Genomic DNA, 25,325 nt, shown 5'->3' on the forward strand with positions numbered 1-25,325 from the left:
ATCTAGCCGAAGCTAGATTTTTTTAGTTAGAGAAGAGCGGATGAGCATAGCGCCAGTAAAGATAACAATACCTACGACTAAGACTTTTAAAGTATTGAGGTCGATACTTGTAAGGAAGAATACGGCAATGAGAACACCGATAATGCCCCCTAAAACTAAGCCGGCATAACCGGTCCAGTTGACGCGGTCAGCTTTGATAAATTGAGTACTGGAGGCTGTCATAATCATAGCAGCATCCAGCATCATAACGGGCATGGCAATGGTTGGACTCAATCCCATCAGGGAGAAGAAAATCAACTCAGGAGCATAATTCCCTAGTCCCATGGTCATAAGTACACCGATAGCAAAGTTGAAGGCAACTCCAATAATCAGCCAGATGCCGTGCAAGCCATGAACGGCTGTTGATAGATTTCCGCCGGGATTCGTTAGCATACGGTAGGCCATAATCAAGGCTGCAACAATCAGAAGCAACCCCAAAATTCGTTGGACAAGGCGTTCATTCCAATTTTTGGTGATTCGCGTACCAAAGAGGGCTCCGAAGAAGGAGGCGGAAGCCATCGAAATCAGGGTTAAGGGTTCAACCTTGACAACTAAAATGAAGCAGAGGGCCTGCACCATGACAGGGATAACATGAGCCGTGTTCATAGTTCCAGGCAGCTTACTATCATCATCGTTGAGTTTGGTAATCTTAAAAAGGGTAGTTGTCGTTGCAAAAGAGCCAATCCCCAGAGTATCTAGCATATCGGTGACCAACCCAATCCAAAATCCAGTTGCAAAACGCTGGAAAATATTTATTTTTTTATGGCGAATATGGAGGGTCAGCTCAATGATAATGATAATCATAGCCAACACCAGTACTGCTTGAATCAGGTGTAAAATTAGATTTTCATTCATGTACCTAGTTTACAGAAAAAGCTAGTAATAGTAAATAGTTTTTGCTTAAAGCATATAATTATTTGTCAAATGAAAAGAATTTGACTAAAATGGAAGCAGTTAGGAGAAAAATGATGTCATTATTTGAAGGAATTACTTTAGCAGCACCGTTTTTTCGTATCAATAATCGGGAGCGTAATACGGAATTTTATCGCAAGAACTTAGGATTTAAAGTCTTAAAAGAGGAAAATTCTGAAGTTTTTTTCAGCGGGTATATCAATAAGAATGTCAAACTTGTTATTGAAGAATCCCCCTCCATGCGCGTGCGGGAGGTTGAAGGGCCCAAGAAGCTTAATCGCTTAGAAGTTAGGGCTCAAAATCCCGCTGAAATTGAGGCTCTTTTGGCTCAGGGAGTGGCTTACAAGCGACTTTTTAGGGGAAACAAGGGCTATGCTTATGAAGTCATTTCGCCAGAAAATGATCTTGTTCTCCTCCACGCCGAGGACAGTAGTGATTGTTTGGAGGAAATTTCAGGGGCTGGTCTAACCTTCGCTGCTTTGCCAGAATTTCAAGGGCTGTCTGACTTCCAGATTGCCAATTTGGTTCTGAACGTTGCTGATTTAGAAGTCTCTCAGGAGTTTTATCAAGTCCTAGCTGGCTTAGCCTTTTTACCGACTTTAAAGGCAGCTCAAGGTTCAGATCTGCAGGCAGCAGAGAACACCACTTGGGATCTTGAAATTATTGATTATCAAGTTCCGACTGATTATGATTTTACAGCCCTGAAAGCTTATTTGGAAGCTGCAGGCCTTTCTGTCTACCTTGATAAAGGACAAACCGTGCTTGTAGTTTCTGATCCTAGTCAAATTGAATTATGGTTTAGCAAATGAAAAAAATTTTAGACAAAATAGAGCAACAAATTGAGGCTGACATCTATCATGGTGCCAGCCTTGCCCTTTACAATGGATGTTGGCAGGAATTCTACTTGGGTACCTTAGATGGTAAGCAGCCGGTCGTGTCAGGGTTAACTTATGATCTAGCTAGTGTGTCTAAGGTTGTCGGTGTGGGAACGGTGCTGATTCAGATGGTTAAGGAGGGGATCGTCAAGCTAGATTGGCCCCTCAGGGCTTATTACCCAGCCTTTGCTGATAATAGCGTGACTATCCGCCAGCTACTGACCCATACGTCAGGCATTGATCCCTATATTCCCAACCGTAACGAATTGGATGCTGAATCCTTGATTGAGGCCATCAATCATATTCAGGTAACCAGCCAACATGAGTTTAAATATACGGATATCAACTTTATTTTATTGGGCCTGATGCTGGAAACCCTAACCAGTCAAACCTTGGCTGATTTATTGGAGCAGAAGGTTTTTAAACCATTTGCCATGAAGGAGACTAACTTTGGTCCAGTCCCAGTAGCAGTCCCAACGGTCAAAGGAGTGTTACCCGGAGTGGTGCATGATCCTAAGGCTAAGGTCTTAGGAGTTCACACGGGATCGGCTGGGCTTTTTTCGACGCTGAAGGATTTGGAAAAATTTTTGAATGCCTATTTACAAAGGGATTTTGCGGCTTATCTCAACCATAATTTTGCACCTTCGGGTTCAAAAGAGCGCAGTCTGGCTTGGGATAAGCAAGGTGACTGGCTCCTGCATACAGGCTACACAGGAACCTTTGTTCTCTACAACCGTAAGGCACAGAAAGCAGCTATCTTCCTCTCCAATCGGACTTATGAAAAGGATGAACGCGCTCAGTGGATTTTGGATCGGGATCAATTGATTACAGTCATCAAGGAGGAGCTCTGATGCGTTATGCCTTGCTTTTTAGAGGTATTAATGTGGGTGGTAAGAATAAGATTGCTATGGCTGACTTGGTTAAGCGGGTTGAGGAGCTGGGTTATCGTCAAGTTGAGACCTATATTAATTCCGGCAATCTCTTTTTTAATAGCGAAAAACCAGAAGCTGACATTATTGAGGGATTTAAGGCCTTCTTTGCAGCTAGCTATCCCTTTGTGCGGACCTTCGCCCTTATAGCGTCTAAGGATTTTGCAGCAGAAGAACTTCCGGATTGGTGGACTGATGATTTAGTCAGAAAGGATGTCCTTTTTTACACTGTAGAATTGGATAGTAAGATGGTGCGAAAGACTATTGAAAAGTTGAAACTGACTGATGAGATTGTTCATTTTGGGCATTTAGGTATCTACTGGGGTAAATATCAGGAGAAAAATTTCCTGAAGACGGCTTACCATAAGGCCCTTCTCAAGCAGTCCTTCTATAAAGAAATAACTATTCGCAATCACAAGACCTATGCTAAGCTGGCAGATTATCTTGGTCTTTCTCATGACCATCTGTAATGCCTGTTAAAGCTTTGTTAAAAGCTGACTGTGACTGTTTTTTTAAGTTTCATAAAGAGTCTGTGCAAAAAACTTGTCCAGTATATTTGTTTTGGAATAAACTCTTGGCGCAGTGGTTGGAAGTAAGACTTCTTGGCTGCGCCAAGAAGTCTTACCCCTGCACACACAGTTCATTAGAGAGTGGGATAAACAGCCATGATGGCTTCACTCTCACCCACAAAACATTGTAATCTTTGAAGATTACGTATAAGAAGTTAATTTTTATAAAAATTGCCACCTCCGCACAGTTGATTAGGATGGCGCTAACAATTACGGAGTAGTTAAACAGTCCAGTGGACTGTTTAAGGGGGTGCTTGAAAATAGGACTGCACCCCAAGATAAGGACTCCCAACCATTGCGTCAAACTGTTATGACTGCAAAAATAGAAGGCTAGAATACTTTTTTCCCAGCCTCACTGAACCACTGCCGGCTGGTTTTCCTTTTGCCAGAAGGCCAAAGCGGAAAATTTAAACGAATGTGATGATAATGATCATCGTTCATCTTATTTTCAACCTCCCCCCTAGACTTTTGAGCTGTGCGGGGGAGGGGGAGGATTACAAAGGTCTGAGAGACCTTTGTAATCGGGAAATGAAAGCTCACCAAGCAAGTGTCAAAAACGGTCTGGGAAGAGACCGTTTTTGACACCTTAAAACTAGAACATGGTGAGAATCAAAATTGAAAATTTTTGAGGTGATTCCACTCCCTTTTTCGAGAACCCCAAAATTGCCACAGGCTCTGAATGGGCCCACGGCAATTATAGTTTATTTATGTTATTTTTTTCAGATCTCAACAATAGCCATTTGTTTCGTCTTAAAATAAAGTGCAATAGTACATATAAGATGTAAGCAAACACACCAGTTACAAAGGTATACATAGTCCATTTGATCAGCTGGATGATAAAGATTGTTGGACTGGCAGCCAAGGTCGTTACCCAGTCTCTGAGATTCCAAAGCTCATAATAGAAACGGTTGTCATGGACAAGGTAGACCATAAAGGTCGACTGTCCTAAAAAGGCGATTAGTCTACTGTCTGGTAGTGACAGCCGTCGGAAGAGTTCAAAAATACAGATAGCAACGATAATAACGACTAAACTACTATTATTAAAGTTAGGAATACGCTGGAGAAAGACTTCTGTAGATTCACTTTTTATGTAGGTTTGAATCCTAGTTACAACAGTATTATAACCAGAAATCAGGACCAAGGCATAGACTAGCATAGGAAGGAGGAATAAAACATAGGTCCGTACCCTGGAAAGGACATCAAACCTCCTAACAAACCCTGCAAAGGAATAGAGAAAGACTCCTGTCAAGAAAACCTCTAACCCCGTCGCAAAAGATCTCATAATATGATTGGTCCAAGAAAAAGTTATCAGAGCTAAAAAGACAAGAAGAAAGCTAGCATACTGCTTATATTCCAATTGTTTAAGAAACTTATTTAAGAACAGTTTCCCAAAAAGAATCACAACAAAATAATAACCGACAAACCAAAATCGCTCGTTGATTCGCATAAATCGCTGCAGACCCGAGAATATATCTGGACGTAGGTGATGCAGCCAAGGAGAAAGGCAGGTCAATAAGGTAGCCGCAAATAAAAGTTGATAGAGCAGCTTTTTAGAAATCTTTCCGATCTGAATAGTATCGGGTTCCCTGTTGGCCATAAAATATCCAGAGACCAGAATAAATAAGGCATTGCCAATACTACCAAAGGTCATAATAACATTCAGTATTAACAGGCGGGGATAGAAGACGGGCTGATTAAAGACTTCTACTGCCTCCCTCTCCAAGTCTTCAGGAGAGACCAGCTGAACTCTAATACAGTGTCTGACAATGTGGTACATAATAATCATAAACAGAGCTACAATACGTAATAACTCTATATTTGAACGTCTTATTTTCTTTTTTGTTTCCATATTAATTTCCTATTTTATGATTACATCCTTTGCTAAACCATCCTCAGTAAGCATATTGATTCACAGGACACAGGAAAGCCTTAATGAATTTAATGATCAAGTTTCAGTTTATCAATAATCTGACTAGACGTCTATTGTTAAGTCAAAATCGTTAAAAACCTGCAATTAACCGATTGCAGGTTTGGTCTATATGAAATGAGTCTGGAAACTAATTTATTTGGTAATTGATAGTACTATCAATTAACTCAGATCTTAGTTCAGATCTCATTTTTCACTTGCAATAAGGCTGCCCCATAATCTGAAAAGCTTTACATTACAATCAGTCATCAAAAGTGTTGAAAGAGCGAGGAATAAAAGACAAAAGCTATCAAATAGAAATGATTCACAGTGTCAGACTTCTTGATTTTGACCTAAACGTTTTGGTCTTGCCAGAGGATATTGGGAATAAAGGTCTGTAACTGCTGCAGAAGTACATTAATATCTCCATTAATATAAGTAATTTCGATCTGCAGGGGCTCTGGTACAGATCTAGAGTTGACAGTTAAGTAGAAGTAGTAAGGTCTGCTGAGGCTGCCAGTCCGATCCATATGGAGAAAAGGTAGGGGAGAGAAATTCTGCAGCTGAAGAGGATATTTACTTTTTGTAACAAGGATTGAATCGATATCTTCCCATCTAAATTGGTAGTTCTGTCCTCTTTTAAAAATCATAAGCCCTTGCTGATCTCCTCTGATAAGAGAATGTGAACTGCTGCGCTTGATAGCAGCAGTGATTAGAATAATCACACTGCCGATCAGAAGGGCAGCAGGTAAAAGGGAAAAAATCCAAAATGTTCCTGCACCGGTAGATGCGAAAATAAAACTAAAAAGAGCTATAAATACGAACATTATTAGAGAGATGGAAAGTGATATGATACCAAAGACTAAAAGGAAGGTAGGTAAGCTCTTTTTTTCTCGATATTCAAATAACATAGTGTTCTTTCTTATATTAGGATTATAAATTATAGTCATTATAGCATTATTAGGCGATTGATGACTGCTTTTATTTCAAATGATAAGAAAATTAAGAAGTTGGTAATCTTCATATCATTTATAGCATTTTTTAATCTATAGACGATTAAAAAAAGAAGGGAAGAATTTTTTAATATGTCGGTGTACTTATGATGAGAGCAGGAGGGACATCAGTAATTTAAAGCATTGATTCTTCTCTACAGTTTGCCATCTCTTCTAGTTTGATGTAGTACTATAAGTAAAAAAGACTTTGCCTAAGCGGCAAAGCCTTTTTACAAGTGGACTTTATTTAGCTTGGCCTGAAACGGCTTCAGCGGCATCATCCATTGAAAGAACTTCGTGGAAGACACGTTGTGTCAATTCAGTCTTTTGTTCCTTAGTAAGGTATTTGGTGTTAACACAGTAGCCAGAGATACGAACGATAACATCTTCACCATTCATAATCTTGTCGTAGACATCTTTAAGGTCCATGACATTGAGGTTGACGTGTTGACCACCGTTTTCAAAGTAACCATCAAGGATAGTAACAAGATTATCTACTTGTTCTTCACGGGTCTTACCGAGAGCACGTGGAGAAACTTGAGTGGTCAATGAGATACCATCTGCTGCATAACCAAAGTCAAGGCTTGCAAGAGAGTTAAGGTTTTGCAACCAGCCACCCTTTGCCTTATTAGAAGGGTTAGCACCTGGTGAGAAGAATTCAAGTTTAGACAAATTAACCGTGCCATCTTCGTTGAGGTAAACACCCTTGTGGACTGGAGAGTTACCAGTTTGTTTAGAGTAAGCAACGTTTGAAGTGATGGTAAGAAGTGATACAGTAGCTTCAGCATTCTTGTAAAGCTTATGGCTGCGGAGACGAGTCGTGTAGGCTTCGATCAACCATTCTGCTAGCTCGTTTGAGCGAGGATCGTCTTCACCCCAGCGTGGGTAGTCACCAGTTGTTTCGTAATCGTAGATGTAGCCATCTTCATCACGAATTGGTTTTACAGTAGCATACTTGATAGCTGAAAGCGTATCAACTGTGTTGGCAAAACCACAGATACCAAATCCCATGTTAGCACGTTGATGAGTAGGCAAGAAGGCCATTTGTACAGCTTCATAGTTGTACTTATCAGTCATGTAGTGGATGATGTTAAGGGCGTCAACATAAGTATCAGTCAACCAATCCAATGATTTTTCAAAGTTTTCCTTAACGGTATCAAAGTCTAGAACATCATCACGAACAGGTTCGATATCGAAGACTTTGTAGTCTTTATGAACATCATCATAACCGCCGTTAAGACCAGTTAAAAGAGCTTTCAAGACATTTACACGAGCACCGAAGTATTGGATGTTGTGACGTTGTTCTTCATTTTCAGGGTCAAGCGGTGATACACAGCATGAGATACAAGACATTTCACCATAACCATCTTTAGCCATTGTTGTTACACCTTCATATTGGATAGAAGAGTGTTTGTGGCTCATGTGCATACAGTAGTGACGGAAAGCGTATGGCAATTTGTCAGTCCAAAGAACGGTCAAGTTTGGTTCTGGAGCATTGCCGATGTTATCCAAGGTGTTAAGGAAACGATAGTCCATCTTAGTAACACGGTGACGACCATCTGCCCCCATACCTGCCATGGAAGTTGTGATGAAGGTTGGGTCACCTGAGTAAAGTTCATCGTAAGCTTTAGTCCGAGCAAACTTAACAGTACGCAATTTCAGAACGAAGTCATCAACAAATTCTTGGATTTCGCTTTCAGTATAAGTGCCGCGAGCTAAGTCACGTTCAGCATAGATATCAAGAACGATTGGCACACGTCCAAGAGAAGTAGCAGCACCGTTGATGACACGGCAGACAGCCATGAAGGCGATATTGGTCCATTGGATAGCTTCCTTAGTATCCATTGCAGGACGACGAACGTCAACACCGTAGAGATCACCTAATTTAACAACATCTTGCAGGGCTTGATATTGCAAGTTAACTTCTTCACGCAGACGAATGGTTTCTTCATCAATTTCAGTCAAGGCGTTCCAGTCATTAACTTTTTCTTGCATGAGGTAGTCAGCACCGTAGAGAGCTAGACGTGCGTAAACCCCAATAATACGACCGCGTGAGTAAGCATCTGGCAAACCAGTTACAGTGTGAGCGTGACGGGCACGACGGATGTTAGAAGTATAAGCACGGAAAATACCGTCATTGACAGTCGTTGCATATTTGGTAAAGATTTCATGCACTGCTGGATCTGGTTCATATCCGTGTTCCTTTAAAGCAGTTTCAGCCATACGGATACCACCTTTTGGCATGAAGTTGAGCTTAAAGAGTTCGTCATTTTGAATACCGTAAATCAACTCTTGGTCTTTGTCAATATAACCTGCATCAATGTCAGCAATTGATGTTGGGCGCGTATCCATTGGGAAACGGCCAGCTTCTTCATAGTCAGCTTTCGTATCTTCTACAATTTTCTTGACATGGAGTGTCCGTTCGGTCGGACCAGCCAAGAAGCTTTCATCACCATCATAAGGGGTGTAGTTATCTTGAACGAAACGAGCAATACTTGCTTTTTCCTTCCAATCAGTTCCTTTAAACCCTTCCCAAGCTTTTTCAAAGACATCAGTGTTTGTTTTAACAGTTGCCATAAGACTAATTTCTCCTATTTTCTAGTAACATAATGGCTCTACCACCTGTTACAATTTACAGTATAATAGTAACACAGAGTAACCGTTTTCACAAGGAGAAACCTCAGAATATCCACTTTCTTTTATAATACAGATAGGATTTTTTGCTAAACTGTATTATAAACTTTTCTCCTTGGATCTTTTTCATAAAAGTTGTATAATAAACTAACTAGATGTTAGTCAGAAAGGAAAGGTATGCTGATTTTTCCCCTTCTCAACGATACCAGCAGAAAAATCATCCATATTGATATGGATGCCTTTTTTGCTTCGGTTGAAGAGCGGGATAATCCTGAGCTAGTTGGTAAGCCCGTCATTATCGGAGCTGATCCTAGAAAAACAGGTGGTAGAGGTGTCGTGTCTACCTGTAACTATGAGGCTAGAAAATTTGGTGTACATTCGGCCATGAATTCTAAGGAGGCTTTGGAGCGTTGTCCTGAGGCTATTTTCATATCGGGTGATTATCAGAAGTATCGTCAGGTTGGACAGCAGATCCGAGAGATTTTTAAACGCTACACGGATTTGTTCGAGCCCATGTCTATTGATGAGGCTTATCTGGATGTCACCGAAAATAAATTAGGGATTAAATCGGCTGTCAAGTTGGCTAAGATGATCCAGCTTGATATCTGGCAGGAGGTTCAGCTGACTTGTTCAGCTGGGGTCTCTTATAATAAGTTTCTGGCTAAATTGGCTAGTGACTATGACAAACCCCATGGCCTGACCTTGATTTTACCTGATGAGGCTGAGGATTTTTTGAAAGGTCTTCCCATTGAAAAATTTTATGGGGTAGGCAAGCAGTCGGTCAAACGCTTGCATGAGCTAGGGGTTTATACGGGGCAGGATCTCTTGGAGATTCCTGAGATGACCTTGATTGATCACTTTGGACGCTTTGGGTATGACCTTTATCGCAAAGCTAGAGGTATTTCCAACAGTCCCGTTAAACCCAATCGCGTGCGCAAATCCATCGGCAGCGAGCGAACTTACGGAAAGTTACTCCGAAATGATGAGGACATTAAGGCTGAAATTTCCAAACATGTCAAGAGAGTCGCTGATACCTTAGAGCGACACAGTAAGCAGGGCAAGGTTATTGTTCTAAAAGTCCGCTATTCAGATTTTTCTACCCTAACAAAACGTCACAGTCTGGAGCTAGCCACACAGAATAGGGAACAAATCGAAAAGGAAGCTTATGCTATCTTTGCGGAACTGGAAGAAGAATCTAGTCTGGGTATCCGTCTCCTCGGCGTTACCGTAACAGATTTAGAGGATACAGGAGCCAGTGAAATGACCCTGTTTTAGCCGTTTAACCGATGACTGCCTAACTTAATAAAAAGGGAATGAGATCAACCCCAAAATTGAAAATTTTGAGTCTCACCACGTCCTAGTTTTAAGGTGGTGACCTGAAGCGGTCTTTCCCCAGACCGTTTTTGACCCTTGCTTTACAAGCTTCATTTCCCGATTAAGAAGGTTTTTTGGCCCTTTGAAGTTGGAAATAAGATGAACGATAGTCATCACATTCGTTTAGGTTTTTCTGCTGTGACCTTGTGACAAGAGGAAAAACAGCAGGCAGCGGAGTCTGGGGCAACAGTCCAGACTCATTAGCATTGTTCTAGATTGACGCAGTGGTTGATTGGCGGTTCTTATCTTGCAGGAGAATCATTATTTGACTGTGGTGTTTGGAAAGAATCTGTGAGCCCAGACTTAGTTCAAGGCATTGAGCAGTTTGGCTGAGCGACGGCTGTTGATATAGAGTGGCAGATAAAAGAGTTGTAAAACCATGTTGAGATTGAGTCCGACAGCCATGAGGTCGGCAAAAATATTGATGAAAAAGAGACTGTAACCCAACATATAAGGAAGCTCTGAAAGGCTGTCCTTCCGATTGAAGCGGGATTGATTTCTAAAGGCCAAGCTCATGATAGCAATGTTAAAAATAATATTAACACAATGATTGAACTGAACGCTGGTCGTGACCGAATGCACTATCTCTTTAATATAAGCTAAATCGGTCTGACTCAGTCCGCTATCCTGATAGATGCCTGACTTGAGTCCAAAGTGCAACATTAGCAGTCCCAGTAGGGCCAGAATATTTAGTACTAAATTAATCAAGTGAAGGATAGCTACGGTACGATTGGATTTTCTAAAGATCGTTTGTATGTCTTTGATGGGCATATTGGTCTCCTGAGTTTATGAGTTGTTCTTAAAAAAGTTGGCAATATCAGCTTGGCTGATGCCGATCATAGGATCGATGGTGAGCAGATTGTCTTCGCTTAAGCGAAGCAGTCCGATGTCTGCGGTCCTGTTAAACTCTGCTCTTCTCATATCCGAGGTTGAGGAAGAATCCGCCTTTTTTGCTTTATTATCAAGGCCCTGCGAGAGTGGAGTTCCGGCTTGAATTTCTTTTTGGAAAGTTTCCTCTTCGCGGTCAGCTGGGTCAAAACGTTGGACAAGATAGGTCTTGCGCTGGGTTCCCTGATTTTTAACAGCATAATCAAAAGCAGAGATTTCCCCTAGCATAATCAGCTTCCTCTTGGAACGGGTGATAGCTGTGTAGATGAGGTTGCGCTGGAGCATGCGACCGCTCTGGCGCGTAAGGGGCAGAATCACTACCTGAAACTCACTCCCTTGGGATTTATGGATAGACATAGCGTAGGCTAAGGTGATTTTGTGCCATTCATTACGGGGGTAAACTACCTGGCTGCCATCAAAGTCTAACCAGATTTCATCCTGCTTGCTCTCGGTATATTTTCCTGGGATCAAGTCAGTAATGTAGCCGATATCACCGTTGAAGACATTGAGCTCGGCATCATTAATCAGGTGGAGGACCTTATCTCTTTTTCTGAATTTTAGGTCGTTAAAGAGAAACTGGTTGTTTCCATCTTCTAAGGGATTGAGGAGTTCCTGCATAAGAGTGTTAAGATTGGTAATGCCAGCTTGACCGCGGTACATGGGGGCGAGGATTTGGATTTCCTGTGCCTTGATGCCGTTGCGGATAGCAGAGCTGACAATCTGTTGGACCATACCGGGAATATGATTGGCCTGAGATTCAAAATAGGAGCGGTCGGCTTTCTTAGCTGTGAAATCTGCTGGCAGCTGTCCTAGACGAATCTGACTGGCTAGGGTAACGATAGTGGAATCTTCTGACTGACGAAAAATTTTTGTCAAAGTGACTTGAGGCAAATCAGAAATTTTTAAGAGATCTGCCAAAACCTGGCCAGGGCCAACAGAAGGCAGCTGGTCACTATCACCAACAATAATGATTTGGGTATTACTGGAGATAGCGGTAAACAATTGATTGGCTAACCAAGTATCCACCATGGAAAATTCATCAATAATAATCAGATCGCAGTCCAGATAGTCCTCCAAGGCCTGAAAGTTGTTATCATCAGTGCTCAAGCCTAGATGTCGGTGGATAGTAGCTGCTGGCAGACCGGTCAGTTCACTCATTCGTCGGCTGGCTCGACCAGTAGGGGCAGCCAGTACGATAGGAATGTCTCCTTTATTGAGGTCAATCTGATTGAGCTCGGCATAGGTTTTAATCAGTCCCTTGATGACAGTGGTTTTGCCAGTACCGGGCCCCCCTGTCAAGAGAAAAATCTTGCTGGCCAGAGCCTTGACAATGGCTTGCTTTTGAATGTCATCATAATGGACTCCCAGTTCGGCTTGAACAGTCGTCAGTTTTTCTTCAATTTGCTGAGCTTGATAGTCTCGTTTGAGGGGAAAATCGAGAATCCGCCGGAGATTGTTTTTGATTCCTTCTTCGGCGTAGAAAAGGGTGTTATCAAAAATGCGGGTTCCTATATTTTGTATCTTATCTTCGGCAATTAGATTGGTTAATTCATTGGCGATTAGAGCTGGATTCAGCTCTACCTGACGGGACTCTTCCAACAGATTGACAGCATTTTCTAGCAAGTCACGAGCTTCGACGTAGGTGTCGCCTCTTTCCAGCGAGGTTTCAGTGAGGCTGTGAACGAGGGCAGCTCGGAAGCGTTGAGGAGAGTCGCTCTCGATGCCCAGCTGTTCAGCGAGGTTATCAGCAATTTTAAAACCAATCCCCTTGATATCTTCGACCAGCTGATAAGGATTTTCTTGAATAATATCCAGAGTTTCTTCTTTATAACTGTCGTAGATGTCCAGAGCCTGACGATTGCTGAGGCCAAACTCAGCTAGTTTTGAGAGAATCTGTTCCGTTCCGTAATTGGCTCTTAGTCTGGCCAGAAAGTTGGCCCGATTGGTCTTGGAAAGTCCTGCGATAGCCTCTAATTTATCAGGTTGAGCCAGGATTTTGTCAATGGTATTGTCATCACCATAGGTCTCGACAATCCTTTGAGCAGTTTTTTTCCCAATGCCTTTAAAGTTATCGCTGGAAAAATATTTGATGAGACCGGCCGAGGTTAACTGGGCTCGTTCATAGCGACTGGCTTTAAGCTGTTCCCCGTACTTAGGATGCTGGGTCAGCTGGCCCCAAAAGGTATAATCTTCACCTTCCATGATATCTGCCATGGTCCCCGTGATGATGATTTCGAAGTCATCAAAATCGGGGGCATTGGTCTCTTCGATCTCGAGCAGGAGGATTTTAAAGAAGTTGCTGGCATTTTCAAAGATGATGCGGTCAACAGTTCCTGAAAAATAGAGTTCTGTCATAATTGTTTACCTTGCTTGTTCGGTTTAATTCAGGGCGCGTCAGTTTTATAAATTTTCTTGGACTTTGGGGGATAGCTTAGATTATGTTGCGGTTGCGTTAGCAAAAAAGAGGGGCGGGAGAGGTGCAGTCTGGGCGCCTTCTCCTATCTCCCTCTTATCATTTATTCTGGGCTACCAATTTCGGTCAGAGGCCAGAAACGGAATTTTACTTCCCCGATGATGCTGTCTTCTTTGAAGGTTCCAACCGCTCGGCTATCTTTGGAGACGATGCGATCATCACCTAGAAGTAAGTAGGACCCCTTAGGCACCTTGACTGTGAAGCTGGCATTGCCTTCTTTGTCAACGGTAAAGGCTTGGGCCGACCGAGCCAATTGCTGGAAGTAGCTGTTGTAGCTGTAGGTTGACTGCAACTTATCCTGAGCAAATTTTGTTTGGTAGCTCTTAAGGTAGTCTTCATTAACTTTCTTACCATTGACAGTTAATTTATCATGATCGTAGGTGATGGTATCACCAGGCATCCCGATGATACGCTTGACAATTTGTTTGGATCTGCCATTTTCTGTTTCTTTGGCAACAACAATGTCAAAACGGTCAATTTTGGCAGTCTTGGCGACGAAAAGTCTTTGATGGCCAGCTAGAGTTGGATCCATGGAATGACCATCGACGGTTACGAGAGTCCAGAGAAAAATACGTGTAATCAGAATGGTGATTATAATAAAGAGGAAGATCCCCCACTCTTTCATGAAGTAGATAAAAGGGGAGTCAAAGTAACTAATTGTTTTTTTCTTAGATGTAGTAGCAGACATGCGGTGTGAAATCCTTTAGTTATTCAATAATTTTTGAGCTTTTTTCGTATTGGCAAAATGGAGTTTAGCACAGTGTTCCAAGCCTTGCATACCATAGGCAGCAAGGATCTGACTGGCTACCTTATCCGACCTAGTGCCTGCCCCACTGGGTAAGGTGTAGCCTAGGTCCTCTCCTAGTTTTTTTAGATTTTCAAGAAAGAGGTTGCGGGCGATGATGGAGCTGACAGCAACGGCCAAATATTTTCCTTCGGCTTTTTTTTCAAAGGTTAGCGGGTTATGGAATTGATTACGCTCATTTTTTAGGTACTTATTGTAGTTATCCTGATTAGTGAAGGCGTCGATAACAATCTTATCTGGCTTAGGGACTTCCTGCAGGAGAAGGTAGATTGCTTGATTATGTAAGGCCACCTTGACCGATACGGCATTGTGGACTTTACCAGGTCCTACCACTTCATTGTATTTGCTTGGGGACAAGAGCAGGGCCTTGTGGGGAATTTTCTCCTCCAAGATAGGAGCGATCGTTTGAATCTTTTGATCGGTTAAGACCTTGGAATCAGCTACTCCTAAATCCTTAAGCAGAGAATGGTCAGTTGGTTTGACCAGACTGGCTACAACGGCTAGGCCTCCAAAATAAGAGCCGTTGCCAACCTCGTCAGAACCAATCAGAGCCAAATTTTGCTGGTTCTGATTGGCTCCCTTTGCTTGACTTGCTTTGGTTTGCGATCTCTTATCCTCTCGGTAACCGAATGTTTGAGCAAGGCTCAGGGCTTCCTTACCTTGAAAGACAATCTTGCCAGAAGTATAGACGAGGACGGTCGTATTCCTGTACTTAGCTGCAAAGCTGACATAAGGATTCTTGTTAGCCATTTGATAGTCAGTCAGCTCAGTTATAAGGCTATTTACCGACCTTTGGTCCATTTTCATGACGAGTGTATCCATGGGGACTATTTTATCACAAATGGCCCAGTCGTGACAGTTAGAAGTAGAGAAAATTTGGAAAAGATTGACGCGTCGTTATTTCCGTTATTGGTTTAGGCGAGAAGTTTGTCAGGTTTAAAAATCCAGTGACTGAGAAGCTGCCGGCTAAAATTGTTTCACCGACAGTCCGTTATCTTTTCATAGAATGATCAGTCAGGGTTTTCAAACTAGTCTGCTTTTTAGAACTTGTATTCACATTTTTTTGATAGTTAGTCTTATGTGGTAGGGACGCAAGCGACCTCCTAACGGAGTTTCATTGCTCATTTTCAAGCCTAGGGTCTTGAAAATCCCCTCGATGATTGACTTAAATAGGACCAATCGTCTTTTTACCACGGCAGCAACTGTCTGTTTTAAGAGTGGGACAGAAGTCGATTTTTTATATAAATTGACTTCGTTGTCCCACCTACGCACAGGTGATTAGGATGTCCGCTAACACTTGCGGAGTCGTTAAACAGTCCAGTGGACTGTTTAAGGGGGTGCCTGAAAATGGGACTGCACCCCAAGATAAGGACCTCCAATTGGTTCATTGGTGCTAAAGCATCTAATGAACTGTGCAGGGGAAAGACTTCTTGGCAGAGCCAACAAGTCTTTCTCCCAACCACTGCGGCAAACTGTTATTACTGCAAAAATAGAAGGCTGAAATACTTTTTTCCCAGACTTTTTCCAGCTGATGCTAAGAATTTAAACTTGTGAATACAGTTTCTTAGAAAAACATTTGGTCTAGGTAAGGACTTGATGTCTATCGTTTAGTCATTGTCTAAAGGCTAAAATTACGGTATAATGACAGGCAAAGAGGTGCTCTATGACAAAGACAAAAAATCGCTATAAATTTATATTTGGGCAAAAGCCTTTGACCTTAACCACGGATAAGGATAATCTGTTCATGGAAGAGGTTGAGCGAGTGGCGCGTGAAAAGTACGACAGTATCAAGGAAGCCTTGCCAACAGCTGATGATGAGACAGTTGCCATTTTGATGGCTATCAATTCTCTGTCAACCCAGCTCAGTCGAGAAATTGAGTTCGACAAGAAAGAGGCAGAATTGGACGCTCTACGCAAGAAGACTTTGACTAATATCAAGGGGCGTAAGGTCAGCAAGACTCAGGGAGAATGATTGATGATTTCATTGGTTATTCTCCTCGTTTTGGCATGGAATTTTTACCTTGGCTATAGTCGAGGTCTTTTCTTGCAAGCCTTTTATTTTTTGGCTAGTTTGGTCGCCATCGTTGTAGCGAGTATCTTTAAGGCCAAGCTAGCTCAGGCCCTCTATCTCTGGGTTCCTTATGCAAACCCGACGCAGGGAGGTAAGATGACCTTTTTTGTGTCAGAGAATGTTTTCGGACTCAATCGACTTTATTATGCAGGGGTGGCCTTTCTCATCATTTACTTGGCCGTTTATCTGATTTTTCGCTTTTTGGGGATTTTTGCCCATGCTTTTGAGTATTCCCGTTTGGAGGAGTTAGCCTACCAGCGGTCTATTGCAGGTGGGCTAGCTGTTCTGATTACTGCCTTTGGTCTAGCAACATTTTTCACTATCCTAGCTACTGTACCTATGACGAATCTGCAAAACTTCTTAGCCGATAATTGGCTGCTTAAGTTATTAATTATGATTTTCCCCAAGGCTTTATTTGGGTAGAGGTTTGAACCATCACTATCAAAAATCATAATCATCTGTTTAGGCGGTTGTGATTTTTTTATGACTTTTTGGATCTCTTAGTGTGTTCTTATTAAGAAAGTCAGGTTCTATAAGGTTGTAGTGGTCCAGTCAGCTTATGAGCGGCTATTGTGCCGAGCCAATAAATTTCAGAAAGCCCCGTAGGGCTTTTTAACATCTCATTGGTCCTAATTTTCCTTGGGAATTTGTTATAATAGTCTTATGAATACAAAAATTTTGGAGGCTTTGGAATTTGCCAAGGTCAAAAACCAATTTGAACCCTATTTACAGACAGAAGTCGCCCAAGAGGAGCTGCGTGCTTTACTGCCTGAGACCAATCGGGAAAAGATTGAACGATCCTTCGCGGAAATCGCTGATATGCAGGCTATTTTTGTGGAATATCATGACTTTTCAATTGGCGCCATCAGGAGCTTGGCTGAACCCTTAAGACGTTTAGAGTTAGAAGCAGATCTTAATGTTGATGAACTGTTAGCTGTTAAGCGGGTCTTAGAGGTGTCTGCAGAAGTTGGCCGTTTTTATGAACATCTAGAAAATGTGGAGCTTTCTGCTCTTAATCGTCTTTTTGAAAATCTGGAGGCTTTTCCTAAATTGCAGGGAAGTCTGCAGTCTATTAATGATGGTGGTTTTATTGAAGATTTTGCCAGCCCAAGTTTGAGCAAGATTCGCTGCCGTATTCATCAAGGAGAGAGTCAGGTTCGGCAAATCTTACAAGACTTGGTCAAGTCCAAGTCGGATATGTTGGCAGAGAATCTGATTGCCAGCCGTAACGGTCGGTCCGTCTTGCCTGTTCGCAACACCTATCGCAATAAGATAGCGGGAGTTGTCCACGATATTTCGGCCTCGGGGACGACGGTTTATATTGAGCCTCGGGCTGTGGTGCAGCTCAATGAAGACATCACTCAAGCCAGAGCGGACGAGCGGCATGAATTGCATCGGATTTTGCGGAAGTTATCAGACTTACTTCGCCCTCATACCCAGACCATCCGTAACAATGCTTGGCTGATTGGGCATTTGGATTTTGTGCGGGCTAAATACCTCTTTATGCAGGAGCATCAGGCCAGCCTGCCCAGTCTGTCAGAAGATAAGACGGTCAACTTACTCAATGTTCGTCATCCCCTGTTGGTCAATCCTGTTGCCAATGACCTTCACTTTTCTAAAAATCTCTCTGTCATTGTTATTACTGGTCCAAATACGGGTGGTAAGACCATCATGCTTAAGACTTTAGGTTTGAGTCAAATCATGGCTCAGTCAGGTTTACCCATTCTAGCAGATTCAGGCAGCAAGGTAGCTATCTTCAAGGAAATTTTTGCGGATATCGGCGATGAGCAGTCGATCGAGCAGAGCCTGTCAACCTTCTCCAGTCACATGGGGCACATTGTCGATATTTTGGATCGGGCTGATGATCAGAGTCTTGTTCTGCTCGACGAATTGGGAGCAGGGACTGATCCGCAGGAAGGTGCCAGTTTGGCTATGGCCATTTTAGAGCATTTGCGTCTCAGCGATATTAAAACCATGGCCACGACCCATTATCCTGAGCTTAAGGCCTACGGAATTGAAACTGCTCACGTTCAGAATGCCAGTATGGCGTTCGATATAGACAGCCTCAGACCAACTTACCATTTTATGCAGGGAGTTCCGGGACGTTCCAATGCCTTTGAAATTGCCAGACGTCTAGGCCTGGCTAAGGTCATCGTAGATGATGCTGAACAGATGACTAATCGAGAGAGTGATACCAATGCTATTATTGAACAGCTGGAGACCCAAACAGCTGAAAGCCGTCAGCGCTTGGATCACATTAGAGATGTTGAACAAGAGAATCTCAAATTTAATCGGGCTGTCAAAAAGCTTTACAATGAATTTTCACATGCTTATGACAAGAAATTAGAGCAGGCTCAAGATGAGATTCGTCAGCTGGTGGCTAGGGCGACGAACGAGAGCAACCAAATTCTTAAAAATCTTAACGATCGTTCGCAGCTTAAACCACATGAGGTGATTGAGGCTAAGGGCAAACTTAAGAAATTGGCACCGAGTGAGGATCTTTCTAAAAATAAGGTTTTACGTAAGGCTAAAAAGCAAAGGGCAGCGCGTGCGCCTAAGGTGGGGGATGATATCATCGTTATTGCCTACGGTCAGCGCGGAACCCTCATCAATCAGCTCAAAGATGGCCGCTGGGAGGCTCAGGTTGGTCTGATTAAAATGATCCTAAAGGAAGATGAGTTCAATCTAGTGAACCATAGGGAAAGTCAGAACCCCCGTAAGAAAAAACAAGTTAATGTTGTCAAAAAGTCTGCAAGTACGGGGCCACATGCCCGTTTGGATCTCCGAGGCAAGCGCTACGAAGAAGCTATGCAGGAACTGGATGACTTTATTGATCAGGCTCTTCTCAATAATATGGCCCAGGTTGATATTATTCATGGCATCGGTACCGGTGTCATCCGTGAAGGTGTGACCAAGTACCTGCGTAGCCATCGTCATGTCAAGAGTTTTGGCTATGCGCCTCAAAATGCAGGTGGTTCGGGCTGTACTATTGCTAACTTAGGTTAAACAATGGTAAATAAAATGGCAGTTGGCTTATGGCTATGCAGCGCCAGCTATCATGCTAACTAGAGAGGAAAAGTAATGAAAGGTTTTACTCACAAGGTTCAATATTATGAAACCGATCGGATGGGCATTACACATCATTCCAATTATGTCCGTTGGATGGAGGAGGCGCGTGTCTATTTTTTGGATGAAGTAGGTCTCCCCTATGATAAACTAGAGGCTGATGGTATTATTTCGCCAGTTACTGCGGTAGATTGTCACTATAAGGCGACATCAACATTTGCAGATGTTATCGCTATTGATATTAGTGTCCGTACACTTAAGGGAGCCAAACTGGGATTTGACTATGTGATGACGAATCAAGACGGGCAGCTGGTTTGTCAGGCACATTCGGAGCATAGCTTTTTAGATCAGGCTGGGCGGTTTGTTGCTCTCAAGAGGGTTTATCCTGACTTCTATACCAAGGTCCAAGACATGATAAACCAAGATTAACGAGCACTGGTCACGGAAAAATCAGTCCTCATGACAAATTAGAAAGAAATAAAGATGATCAAACTTATTGCTATTGATATGGATGGCACTCTTTTGGACAATCAAAAGCAACTGCCTCAGGAAAACATTGAGGCACTCCAGAAAGCTAGTCAAGCCGGTTATGATGTTGTCCTTTGTACAGGCCGCTGCCAGTCTGGTGTTGAACCCTATGCGAGGGAGTTGGGCTTAGGAGAAGACAAAGAATTTGCGATTTTAAACAATGGCTGCTCAACCTTTGCGCTCAAGGATTGGGCCTTGGTTGATTATGTGACCCTGAGTGATCAAGAGGTCAAAGAGCTATTAGATAGGGTCGCCGATTATGATAACATCTATTTAACCTTGACGGAACAGGAACGCTTTTTGGTCTTTGCGGATCAGGTACCTGAGATTGTCGCCTATGATGCCAGTTTAATTTTTACTCAGGCTCAGACTATCTCTTGGGCAGATTTCCAAGCAGGGCATGGCCGTATTTTCCAAGCGATGATTATGGGAGATTGTGATGCTTTAGACCGTTTTCATGACGAAAATCGCTCCTATTTTGATCAGCATTTTTCTCATGTTCGCAGTCAGCACTACATTGTTGAAGCACTCCCTAAAGGGACAAGCAAGGCTTCTGGTCTCAAGGCATTGGCCCAGCAACTGGGAATCGATCGCTCCGAAATAATGGCTCTGGGCGATGCGGCCAACGACTTAGAGATGCTGAAATTTGCCGGCCACAGTGTGGCTATGGGCAACGCGGCAGACAGCGTAAAAGCAGTTTGTCATCACCAGACAGCCAGCAATGATCAAGCTGGCGTAGCTAAAGCTATCTATGAGTATGTGTTAGACTAATATACAAAGGAGTTTTTGACGTAACGAAAGTTTCTACCATGAAGAGCTAAGGTAGAGCCTCTAAGGACTTATGAAAAACTATTTTTGCGACAGTTATTCTCCGAATTCAATTAAACAAGATATGAAGCCTTGAATGTAGTAGTTATTTTTAAGGCTTTTTTATTTTAAATCAAGAAATTAAATTGCAATATTTTTGTAATCTATTGACAAATTATATATATATAATATTTCTATCAATTAGATGGGAGTTCTAAGATATGAAGAAATTAAAAGGCTGTTTAAGTGTCATTGTATTGCTAATGATAATCGGTGCAATTGGTAGTGCGTTTGGAAAAGATAGTAGAAGTAGTGCAAACACTAGCAGTAATTCTAGGGTACAAAAAGAAGTTACTGATACAATTAAATCTACTAAAAAGAAAGCCGGTCAGAAAAAGACTCACAAGACATACGGAATTGGTGATGTTGTTAAAGTTGGCAATGTAGAATATACAGTCAATTCGGTATCGCAAGCAACTAGCGTAGGTTCTGAATATTTTGGAGAGACTGCTCAAGGTGTTTATCTATTGGTAAATATTACTGTTAAAAATAATGGTAAAGAATCTTTAAGTGTTTCAGATGATTTCTTTAAAATATATAAAGGAGACACTGAATATAAATCTGATTCTGAAGCTTCTTTGTATGCTAATGATAATACTGGATTTTTCTTAGAAGAAATTAATCCAGGAAATTCTGTAACAAGCACAGTAGCCATTGATGTCCCCCAAAATATTGCAAATGCTAAGGGTCTCCAATTACAAGTTCAAACAGGTGTGTGGGGAACTGAAAAAGCAAGAATTAATATCCAGTAATTCTATCTATGAGTATGTATTAGATTAAAAGGTTTGGTTGTGTTCCAAGCCTTTTAATATTAGACTTGTTCGATAACCAAAACTGATATGCTAAACTCATGAAAACCGTATACGAAGGCCCTAAAACTTTACTCAGAACATTAAAAATGATTAAGCTGAGTTGATTTGTGGCATTAGCAATTATGAAATGCCTTAGTTTTCGATCAAATCTATTATTTGAATAGCAATGTCAATGTTAGGTTGTTGATTGGACACGCCTATGCTTTTAGTGCTTTTGAATATTAAAAAGAGAGAAGATGAATTTCGTCTCCTCTCGTGCTTTATTTATCAATTCCACACTGCAATTGGCAAAAAGTCGAAAATTTTGAAATAAACGGTTCAGTCATTTCAGTCGGATAGTTGTTATCTATTTTTGATATTGCCTTCGTCAGCTCTTTTATCTGAATAAATCCATACATACCTAATCTCGCAACTGATTAAGTATTTTTCAGATTTGTTCATAACTCATTCGCCTAGGACCAAAACAGTTCATAGAGAGCCAACAAGACTGTTATCAACAAGACAGATGTGGAAGATAAGGCTTTTAATTTCTTGTTTTTAGAAAACTTGATAAAAATGGTATCTAGAACAACCAAAATTATCCAAAGGATAAAAATAATCACATATTTCATAACACTAATTAGTAAAACAATCTCCTGCTCTATAACTTAAAACTGAGAGCCATATTACCTTCAAACGATCCAGCTCCTGAAGGCCCTGAATCATTATCAAAAGATCCCCGACACCAAGATGGAGGAGGACTGTTTAGAAAGCAGAATAAAAATTTATTTAACTTCGTTATTCTTTGGCTTTTTAACAAAAAATCGCAAATGGTTCCTGAAAAATTAATTTCTATTTCTTAAGCAAATGAACTTTTTTGGGATTTTCTGAAAGTATCAATAGTTACGAGAAGCAAACCTAACAGCATCCTTTTTATTTATCTCTTCTTTTCCAATTCCTAAAAAAGGATATTGCATAAGAAAAAAGTACAATTATAGATATAGCAATCCATGTTATTAAGGCAAATAGATAAACCGAATCATGAGTCAACTGATAGATAATGAATATTGATAGACTCATAACTAGACTTAATAAAAAAATCTTCCATGTCTTCACCCTACTATTATTTTTCATCCCCGCGTACCTTCTTTTAAACTATTAAAAAGGAAATATCACACTTGTGACAATGGCCTGTGCAACCGTGCTCTTTATTTCTATCAAGAAAAAAGTATCACAGAAAGGTAGATTCGTATTTATACTCTTTTATACGTTTCAAAGTTCCACTCGCCATCAACAATTAAATCCTTTAATAAACGAACTTTTCATATAGATACATCATGGTATCACAAATTGTTTTATGGAGCATGATAACAGTTCCAATACCAGCTATAGCTGCAGCTGGTGGACATTCAAGTGTAGCAACTGTACCAACACCACCAGCAATTGTACCAACTACATCAGCTTTAAGAGTATCTGTGGTCACTTCCCCACCAGAAATAGTGGCAAGCTCCTCCCCCTCAACGGTTTTAAAATCAGTATATACGTTACTATCTAATAAAATAGAATTCATTTTTTCCCCTTTAAACTTATGATAATTTATTAAATTTTTGAAATTTTAATTTAAATAATCACTATTAAATTATTGTTTATGCAAATTGATTAATTATCCTAGATTAAATATATCCTAACTCTGAATATTCAAAATAAGTACACACGGCACCACCACCCAATGCTGGAATAGATACAAGTGGACAAGCAGCAGATGCATATGCAGTAGAGTATAAGGCACAGGCTGCAGCTGCATACCCCTCAGCATTACTCAATTTATCATAATCGCTTCGAACACTTCCCCCATCAACTTCAGCAAGTTGACTAATATCCGCCACTTCAAAATTATCAAAGGCCATTGAGTCTAACGTTAATGTGTTCATAAAAATTCTTCTTCTTTAAAAATTACGTGGTTATTTTAACGCTTAAAATTTACTTATGCAAGGGAAATCAGGAGGGTTTTTGTAATATTTAACATAAATAGTAATAAATAGAAAAATAAAAACATTTTTTCTGATAATTATCATAAAAATAAAATCAGTGGTTTGAGCAGTGACTTGGCTCAGACTGGTTAATTTGCAGATATCAAGAATTGGCTCCATAATTTCTGTAATCAGTAATCCTACTATGAAAATGATGGAGGTTTTGAGTCCTTATACTTCATGGCCCTGTCCATCTTTGATTTTCCTTAGATATTAGAATTGGGAGTACAGTTTATAAGATAACTGGTATATACCATTTACAAACTATCATAAAAGCACTATAATAAAAGAAAGAAAAACTCGTTGGAAGAGAGGAATAACAATAATGGCAACCTACCTTAAGGCAGATCGTTTTTATTATGCTCATGAAACTAAGCCAGCTGGCTATCTTGAGTTGGTTGATGGGCGCTTTGGTCAGTGGACAGAGAGTATGCCAAGTGCTGCTCAAGTTTTAGATTATACAGGGTATCAGATTGCGCCAGGCTTGGTTGATACCCATATCCATGGTTATGCCGGTCATGATGTCATGGATAATTCTGCGGATGGTCTTCGCAGTATCAGTCAGCACTTGCCAGAAGCTGGGGTGACTTCTTTTTTACCGACGACCTTGACAGCTAGCAGTCAGCAGCTGGAAGATATCTGCGCGACTATCGCTGATGTATCGGGGTCTGAGACAGGTGCCAAGATTCAAGGGATCTACTTTGAGGGCCCCTATTTCACAGAGAAATATAAGGGAGCGCAAAATCCTTCCTATATGCGCAATCCTAGTTTTGAGGAGCTGGAGCGCTGGCAAAAGGCAGCTAAGGGACTCCTGCGTAAAATCGGTTTAGCGCCTGAACGTGAAGGAACGGTTGACTTTATCCGCAAAGCTACAGCTTCGGGAGTCATTGTTGCTTTGGGGCACTCTGATGCGACTTATCAGGATGCCAAACGGGCCGTCCAAGCAGGTGCTAGTGTCTGGGTGCACGCCTACAATGGTATGAGTGGGCTTAACCATCGCGAGCCTGGCATGGTGGGTGCTGTTTATAATCTTGACAATACCTATGCTGAGTTGATTTGTGATGGTTATCATGTATCGCCAGTGGCTTGTCAAATCCTCCTCAAGCAAAAGGGAACAGGGCATGTGGCCATGATTACCGATTGCATGTCAGCTGGAGGTCAGCCAGACGGTGATTATATGCTAGGTGAGCTGCCTGTGATTGTTAAGGATAATACTGCCCGTCTCAAGGATGGGGGTAACTTAGCTGGTTCTATCCTCAAACTTAAAGACGGACTCAAGAATGTAGTAGATTGGGGCATTGCCACTCCTGAAGAAGCGGTTCATATGGCAACCTACGTTCCAGCTAAGTCCGTTGGTCTGGAAGAACAATGCGGCCAGATTAAGGCTAACCTCTCAGCCGACTTTATCGTTCTCAAAGATGATATGAGTCTAGTAGCGACTTATATCAATGGTGAAAAGGTTTGGGGCGAATAGGTGGACCGACTATCTTTTAATTTTTAGCACTTGCTCTATAATGCTGGCAGCAGATTTTTGCGCCGGCTTTTTTCTTTTGTTAAAATATGTAGCAAGAAAGCG

The 25,325-nt window shown here is 41.5% G+C and carries 21 protein-coding genes; 11 read left to right on the forward strand and 10 right to left on the reverse strand.

What is annotated here, in order from left to right; all coding sequences use genetic code 11:
- Positions 1–12: 12 nt before the first annotated feature.
- Positions 13–894 (reverse strand): sulfite exporter TauE/SafE family protein, encoded by an 882-nt coding sequence (locus STRCR_RS03755; protein ID WP_004226772.1) that lies wholly within the window; start codon positions 892–894, stop codon positions 13–15.
- 113 nt (positions 895–1,007) lie between these two features.
- Here STRCR_RS03755 and STRCR_RS03760 point away from each other — a divergent pair, with 113 nt between their 5' ends.
- From STRCR_RS03760 to STRCR_RS03770, 3 genes are read left to right on the forward strand one after another with little or no spacing between them, the layout of a single operon-like run.
- Positions 1,008–1,760, forward strand: coding sequence for a CppA N-terminal domain-containing protein (locus STRCR_RS03760; RefSeq protein ID WP_004228079.1), 753 nt, complete (start codon positions 1,008–1,010; stop codon positions 1,758–1,760).
- On the forward strand, positions 1,757–2,677 hold the full coding sequence (locus STRCR_RS03765; protein WP_004227218.1) for a serine hydrolase domain-containing protein: 921 nt from the start codon (positions 1,757–1,759) through the stop codon (positions 2,675–2,677). Before STRCR_RS03760 ends, STRCR_RS03765 begins: the two co-directional genes overlap by 4 nt.
- Entirely contained in the window at positions 2,677–3,225 is a 549-nt protein-coding gene (locus STRCR_RS03770) for a DUF1697 domain-containing protein (protein WP_003048835.1), read from the forward strand. Before STRCR_RS03765 ends, STRCR_RS03770 begins: the two co-directional genes overlap by 1 nt.
- Before the next feature lie 793 nt (positions 3,226–4,018).
- Here the strand turns inward: STRCR_RS03770 and STRCR_RS03775 are convergent.
- From STRCR_RS03775 to pflB, 3 genes are all read right to left on the reverse strand, one after another.
- Complete coding sequence (locus STRCR_RS03775) at positions 4,019–5,173, reverse strand: acyltransferase family protein (protein ID WP_004229419.1); 1,155 nt, start codon at positions 5,171–5,173, stop codon at positions 4,019–4,021.
- A gap of 410 nt (positions 5,174–5,583) precedes the next feature.
- Positions 5,584–6,141: a hypothetical protein gene (locus tag STRCR_RS03780; protein WP_004227229.1), complete on the reverse strand. Its 558-nt coding sequence runs from the start codon at positions 6,139–6,141 to the stop codon at positions 5,584–5,586.
- 324 nt (positions 6,142–6,465) lie between these two features.
- Positions 6,466–8,799 carry a formate C-acetyltransferase gene (pflB, locus tag STRCR_RS03785; RefSeq protein ID WP_004226552.1) on the reverse strand — a complete coding sequence of 778 codons (2,334 nt, stop codon included), beginning with the start codon at positions 8,797–8,799 and terminating at the stop codon, positions 6,466–6,468.
- A gap of 234 nt (positions 8,800–9,033) precedes the next feature.
- Here pflB and dinB point away from each other — a divergent pair, with 234 nt between their 5' ends.
- The gene (gene dinB / locus STRCR_RS03790; RefSeq protein ID WP_004226921.1) at positions 9,034–10,131 is read left to right on the forward strand and encodes a DNA polymerase IV; all 1,098 of its coding nucleotides are present in this window, start codon (positions 9,034–9,036) and stop codon (positions 10,129–10,131) included.
- A gap of 402 nt (positions 10,132–10,533) precedes the next feature.
- On the opposite strand, the gene STRCR_RS03795 is transcribed toward dinB, so the two are convergent.
- The 4 genes from STRCR_RS03795 to rnhC all read right to left on the reverse strand — a co-directional run bounded on the left by STRCR_RS03795 (position 10,534) and on the right by rnhC (position 15,218).
- Positions 10,534–11,001, reverse strand: a complete 468-nt coding sequence (locus tag STRCR_RS03795; protein ID WP_004226400.1) for a hypothetical protein — start codon at positions 10,999–11,001, stop codon at positions 10,534–10,536.
- A 15-nt stretch (positions 11,002–11,016) separates the two neighbouring features.
- Positions 11,017–13,473, reverse strand: a complete 2,457-nt coding sequence (gene recD2, locus STRCR_RS03800) for an SF1B family DNA helicase RecD2 (protein WP_004225472.1) — start codon at positions 13,471–13,473, stop codon at positions 11,017–11,019.
- Positions 13,474–13,634: 161 nt separating this feature from the next.
- Entirely contained in the window at positions 13,635–14,279 is a 645-nt protein-coding gene (gene lepB / locus STRCR_RS03805) for a signal peptidase I (protein ID WP_004229743.1), read from the reverse strand.
- Between the two features lie 15 nt (positions 14,280–14,294).
- Positions 14,295–15,218, reverse strand: coding sequence for a ribonuclease HIII (rnhC, locus tag STRCR_RS03810; RefSeq protein ID WP_040804417.1), 924 nt, complete (start codon positions 15,216–15,218; stop codon positions 14,295–14,297).
- An 841-nt stretch (positions 15,219–16,059) separates the two neighbouring features.
- On the opposite strand from rnhC, the gene STRCR_RS03815 reads away from it, so the two are divergent.
- The 6 genes from STRCR_RS03815 (at position 16,060) to STRCR_RS03840 (ending at position 21,680) form a co-directional block, all read left to right on the forward strand.
- The gene (locus STRCR_RS03815; RefSeq protein WP_004227048.1) at positions 16,060–16,368 is read left to right on the forward strand and encodes a hypothetical protein; all 309 of its coding nucleotides are present in this window, start codon (positions 16,060–16,062) and stop codon (positions 16,366–16,368) included.
- A 3-nt stretch (positions 16,369–16,371) separates the two neighbouring features.
- Positions 16,372–16,890, forward strand: a complete 519-nt coding sequence (locus tag STRCR_RS03820) for a CvpA family protein (protein WP_004229532.1) — start codon at positions 16,372–16,374, stop codon at positions 16,888–16,890.
- Positions 16,891–17,130: 240 nt separating this feature from the next.
- The gene (locus STRCR_RS03825) at positions 17,131–19,473 is read left to right on the forward strand and encodes an endonuclease MutS2 (protein WP_004228062.1); all 2,343 of its coding nucleotides are present in this window, start codon (positions 17,131–17,133) and stop codon (positions 19,471–19,473) included.
- 75 nt (positions 19,474–19,548) lie between these two features.
- Complete coding sequence (locus STRCR_RS03830; RefSeq protein ID WP_004229523.1) at positions 19,549–19,962, forward strand: acyl-CoA thioesterase; 414 nt, start codon at positions 19,549–19,551, stop codon at positions 19,960–19,962.
- Between the two features lie 54 nt (positions 19,963–20,016).
- The gene (locus STRCR_RS03835; RefSeq protein ID WP_004227924.1) at positions 20,017–20,832 is read left to right on the forward strand and encodes a Cof-type HAD-IIB family hydrolase; all 816 of its coding nucleotides are present in this window, start codon (positions 20,017–20,019) and stop codon (positions 20,830–20,832) included.
- A gap of 257 nt (positions 20,833–21,089) precedes the next feature.
- Positions 21,090–21,680 carry a DUF4352 domain-containing protein gene (locus STRCR_RS03840; RefSeq protein ID WP_004227016.1) on the forward strand — a complete coding sequence of 197 codons (591 nt, stop codon included), beginning with the start codon at positions 21,090–21,092 and terminating at the stop codon, positions 21,678–21,680.
- 1,345 nt (positions 21,681–23,025) lie between these two features.
- Here STRCR_RS03840 and STRCR_RS03850 read toward each other — a convergent pair.
- Both STRCR_RS03850 and STRCR_RS03855 read right to left on the reverse strand, forming a co-directional pair.
- Entirely contained in the window at positions 23,026–23,289 is a 264-nt protein-coding gene (locus STRCR_RS03850; RefSeq protein ID WP_004229476.1) for a hypothetical protein, read from the reverse strand.
- Between the two features lie 103 nt (positions 23,290–23,392).
- A complete protein-coding gene (locus STRCR_RS03855; protein ID WP_040804423.1) occupies positions 23,393–23,650 on the reverse strand; it encodes a hypothetical protein in 258 nt (85 codons plus the stop codon).
- Between the two features lie 424 nt (positions 23,651–24,074).
- Here STRCR_RS03855 and nagA point away from each other — a divergent pair, with 424 nt between their 5' ends.
- Complete coding sequence (gene nagA / locus STRCR_RS03860; protein ID WP_004225605.1) at positions 24,075–25,223, forward strand: N-acetylglucosamine-6-phosphate deacetylase; 1,149 nt, start codon at positions 24,075–24,077, stop codon at positions 25,221–25,223.
- Positions 25,224–25,325: the final 102 nt, after the last annotated feature.

Source organism: Streptococcus criceti HS-6 (genome assembly GCF_000187975.2).
Lineage (GTDB): Bacteria > Bacillota > Bacilli > Lactobacillales > Streptococcaceae > Streptococcus > Streptococcus criceti.

Excerpts from the sequence above, each read along its gene's own strand:
- STRCR_RS03755 (WP_004226772.1), bottom strand. The coding sequence starts at position 894 with ATGAATGAAAATCTAATTTTACACCTGATTCAAGCAGTACTGGTGTTG.
- STRCR_RS03760 (WP_004228079.1), top strand. The coding sequence starts at position 1,008 with ATGTCATTATTTGAAGGAATTACTTTAGCAGCACCGTTTTTTCGTATC.
- STRCR_RS03765 (WP_004227218.1), top strand. The coding sequence starts at position 1,757 with ATGAAAAAAATTTTAGACAAAATAGAGCAACAAATTGAGGCTGACATC.
- STRCR_RS03770 (WP_003048835.1), top strand. The coding sequence starts at position 2,677 with ATGCGTTATGCCTTGCTTTTTAGAGGTATTAATGTGGGTGGTAAGAAT.
- STRCR_RS03775 (WP_004229419.1), bottom strand. The coding sequence starts at position 5,173 with ATGGAAACAAAAAAGAAAATAAGACGTTCAAATATAGAGTTATTACGT.
- STRCR_RS03780 (WP_004227229.1), bottom strand. The coding sequence starts at position 6,141 with ATGTTATTTGAATATCGAGAAAAAAAGAGCTTACCTACCTTCCTTTTA.
- pflB (WP_004226552.1), bottom strand. The coding sequence starts at position 8,799 with ATGGCAACTGTTAAAACAAACACTGATGTCTTTGAAAAAGCTTGGGAA.
- dinB (WP_004226921.1), top strand. The coding sequence starts at position 9,034 with ATGCTGATTTTTCCCCTTCTCAACGATACCAGCAGAAAAATCATCCAT.
- STRCR_RS03795 (WP_004226400.1), bottom strand. The coding sequence starts at position 11,001 with ATGCCCATCAAAGACATACAAACGATCTTTAGAAAATCCAATCGTACC.
- recD2 (WP_004225472.1), bottom strand. The coding sequence starts at position 13,473 with ATGACAGAACTCTATTTTTCAGGAACTGTTGACCGCATCATCTTTGAA.
- lepB (WP_004229743.1), bottom strand. The coding sequence starts at position 14,279 with ATGTCTGCTACTACATCTAAGAAAAAAACAATTAGTTACTTTGACTCC.
- rnhC (WP_040804417.1), bottom strand. The coding sequence starts at position 15,218 with ATGGATACACTCGTCATGAAAATGGACCAAAGGTCGGTAAATAGCCTT.
- STRCR_RS03815 (WP_004227048.1), top strand. The coding sequence starts at position 16,060 with ATGACAAAGACAAAAAATCGCTATAAATTTATATTTGGGCAAAAGCCT.
- STRCR_RS03820 (WP_004229532.1), top strand. The coding sequence starts at position 16,372 with ATGATTTCATTGGTTATTCTCCTCGTTTTGGCATGGAATTTTTACCTT.
- STRCR_RS03825 (WP_004228062.1), top strand. The coding sequence starts at position 17,131 with ATGAATACAAAAATTTTGGAGGCTTTGGAATTTGCCAAGGTCAAAAAC.
- STRCR_RS03830 (WP_004229523.1), top strand. The coding sequence starts at position 19,549 with ATGAAAGGTTTTACTCACAAGGTTCAATATTATGAAACCGATCGGATG.
- STRCR_RS03835 (WP_004227924.1), top strand. The coding sequence starts at position 20,017 with ATGATCAAACTTATTGCTATTGATATGGATGGCACTCTTTTGGACAAT.
- STRCR_RS03840 (WP_004227016.1), top strand. The coding sequence starts at position 21,090 with ATGAAGAAATTAAAAGGCTGTTTAAGTGTCATTGTATTGCTAATGATA.
- STRCR_RS03850 (WP_004229476.1), bottom strand. The coding sequence starts at position 23,289 with ATGAATTCTATTTTATTAGATAGTAACGTATATACTGATTTTAAAACC.
- STRCR_RS03855 (WP_040804423.1), bottom strand. The coding sequence starts at position 23,650 with ATGAACACATTAACGTTAGACTCAATGGCCTTTGATAATTTTGAAGTG.
- nagA (WP_004225605.1), top strand. The coding sequence starts at position 24,075 with ATGGCAACCTACCTTAAGGCAGATCGTTTTTATTATGCTCATGAAACT.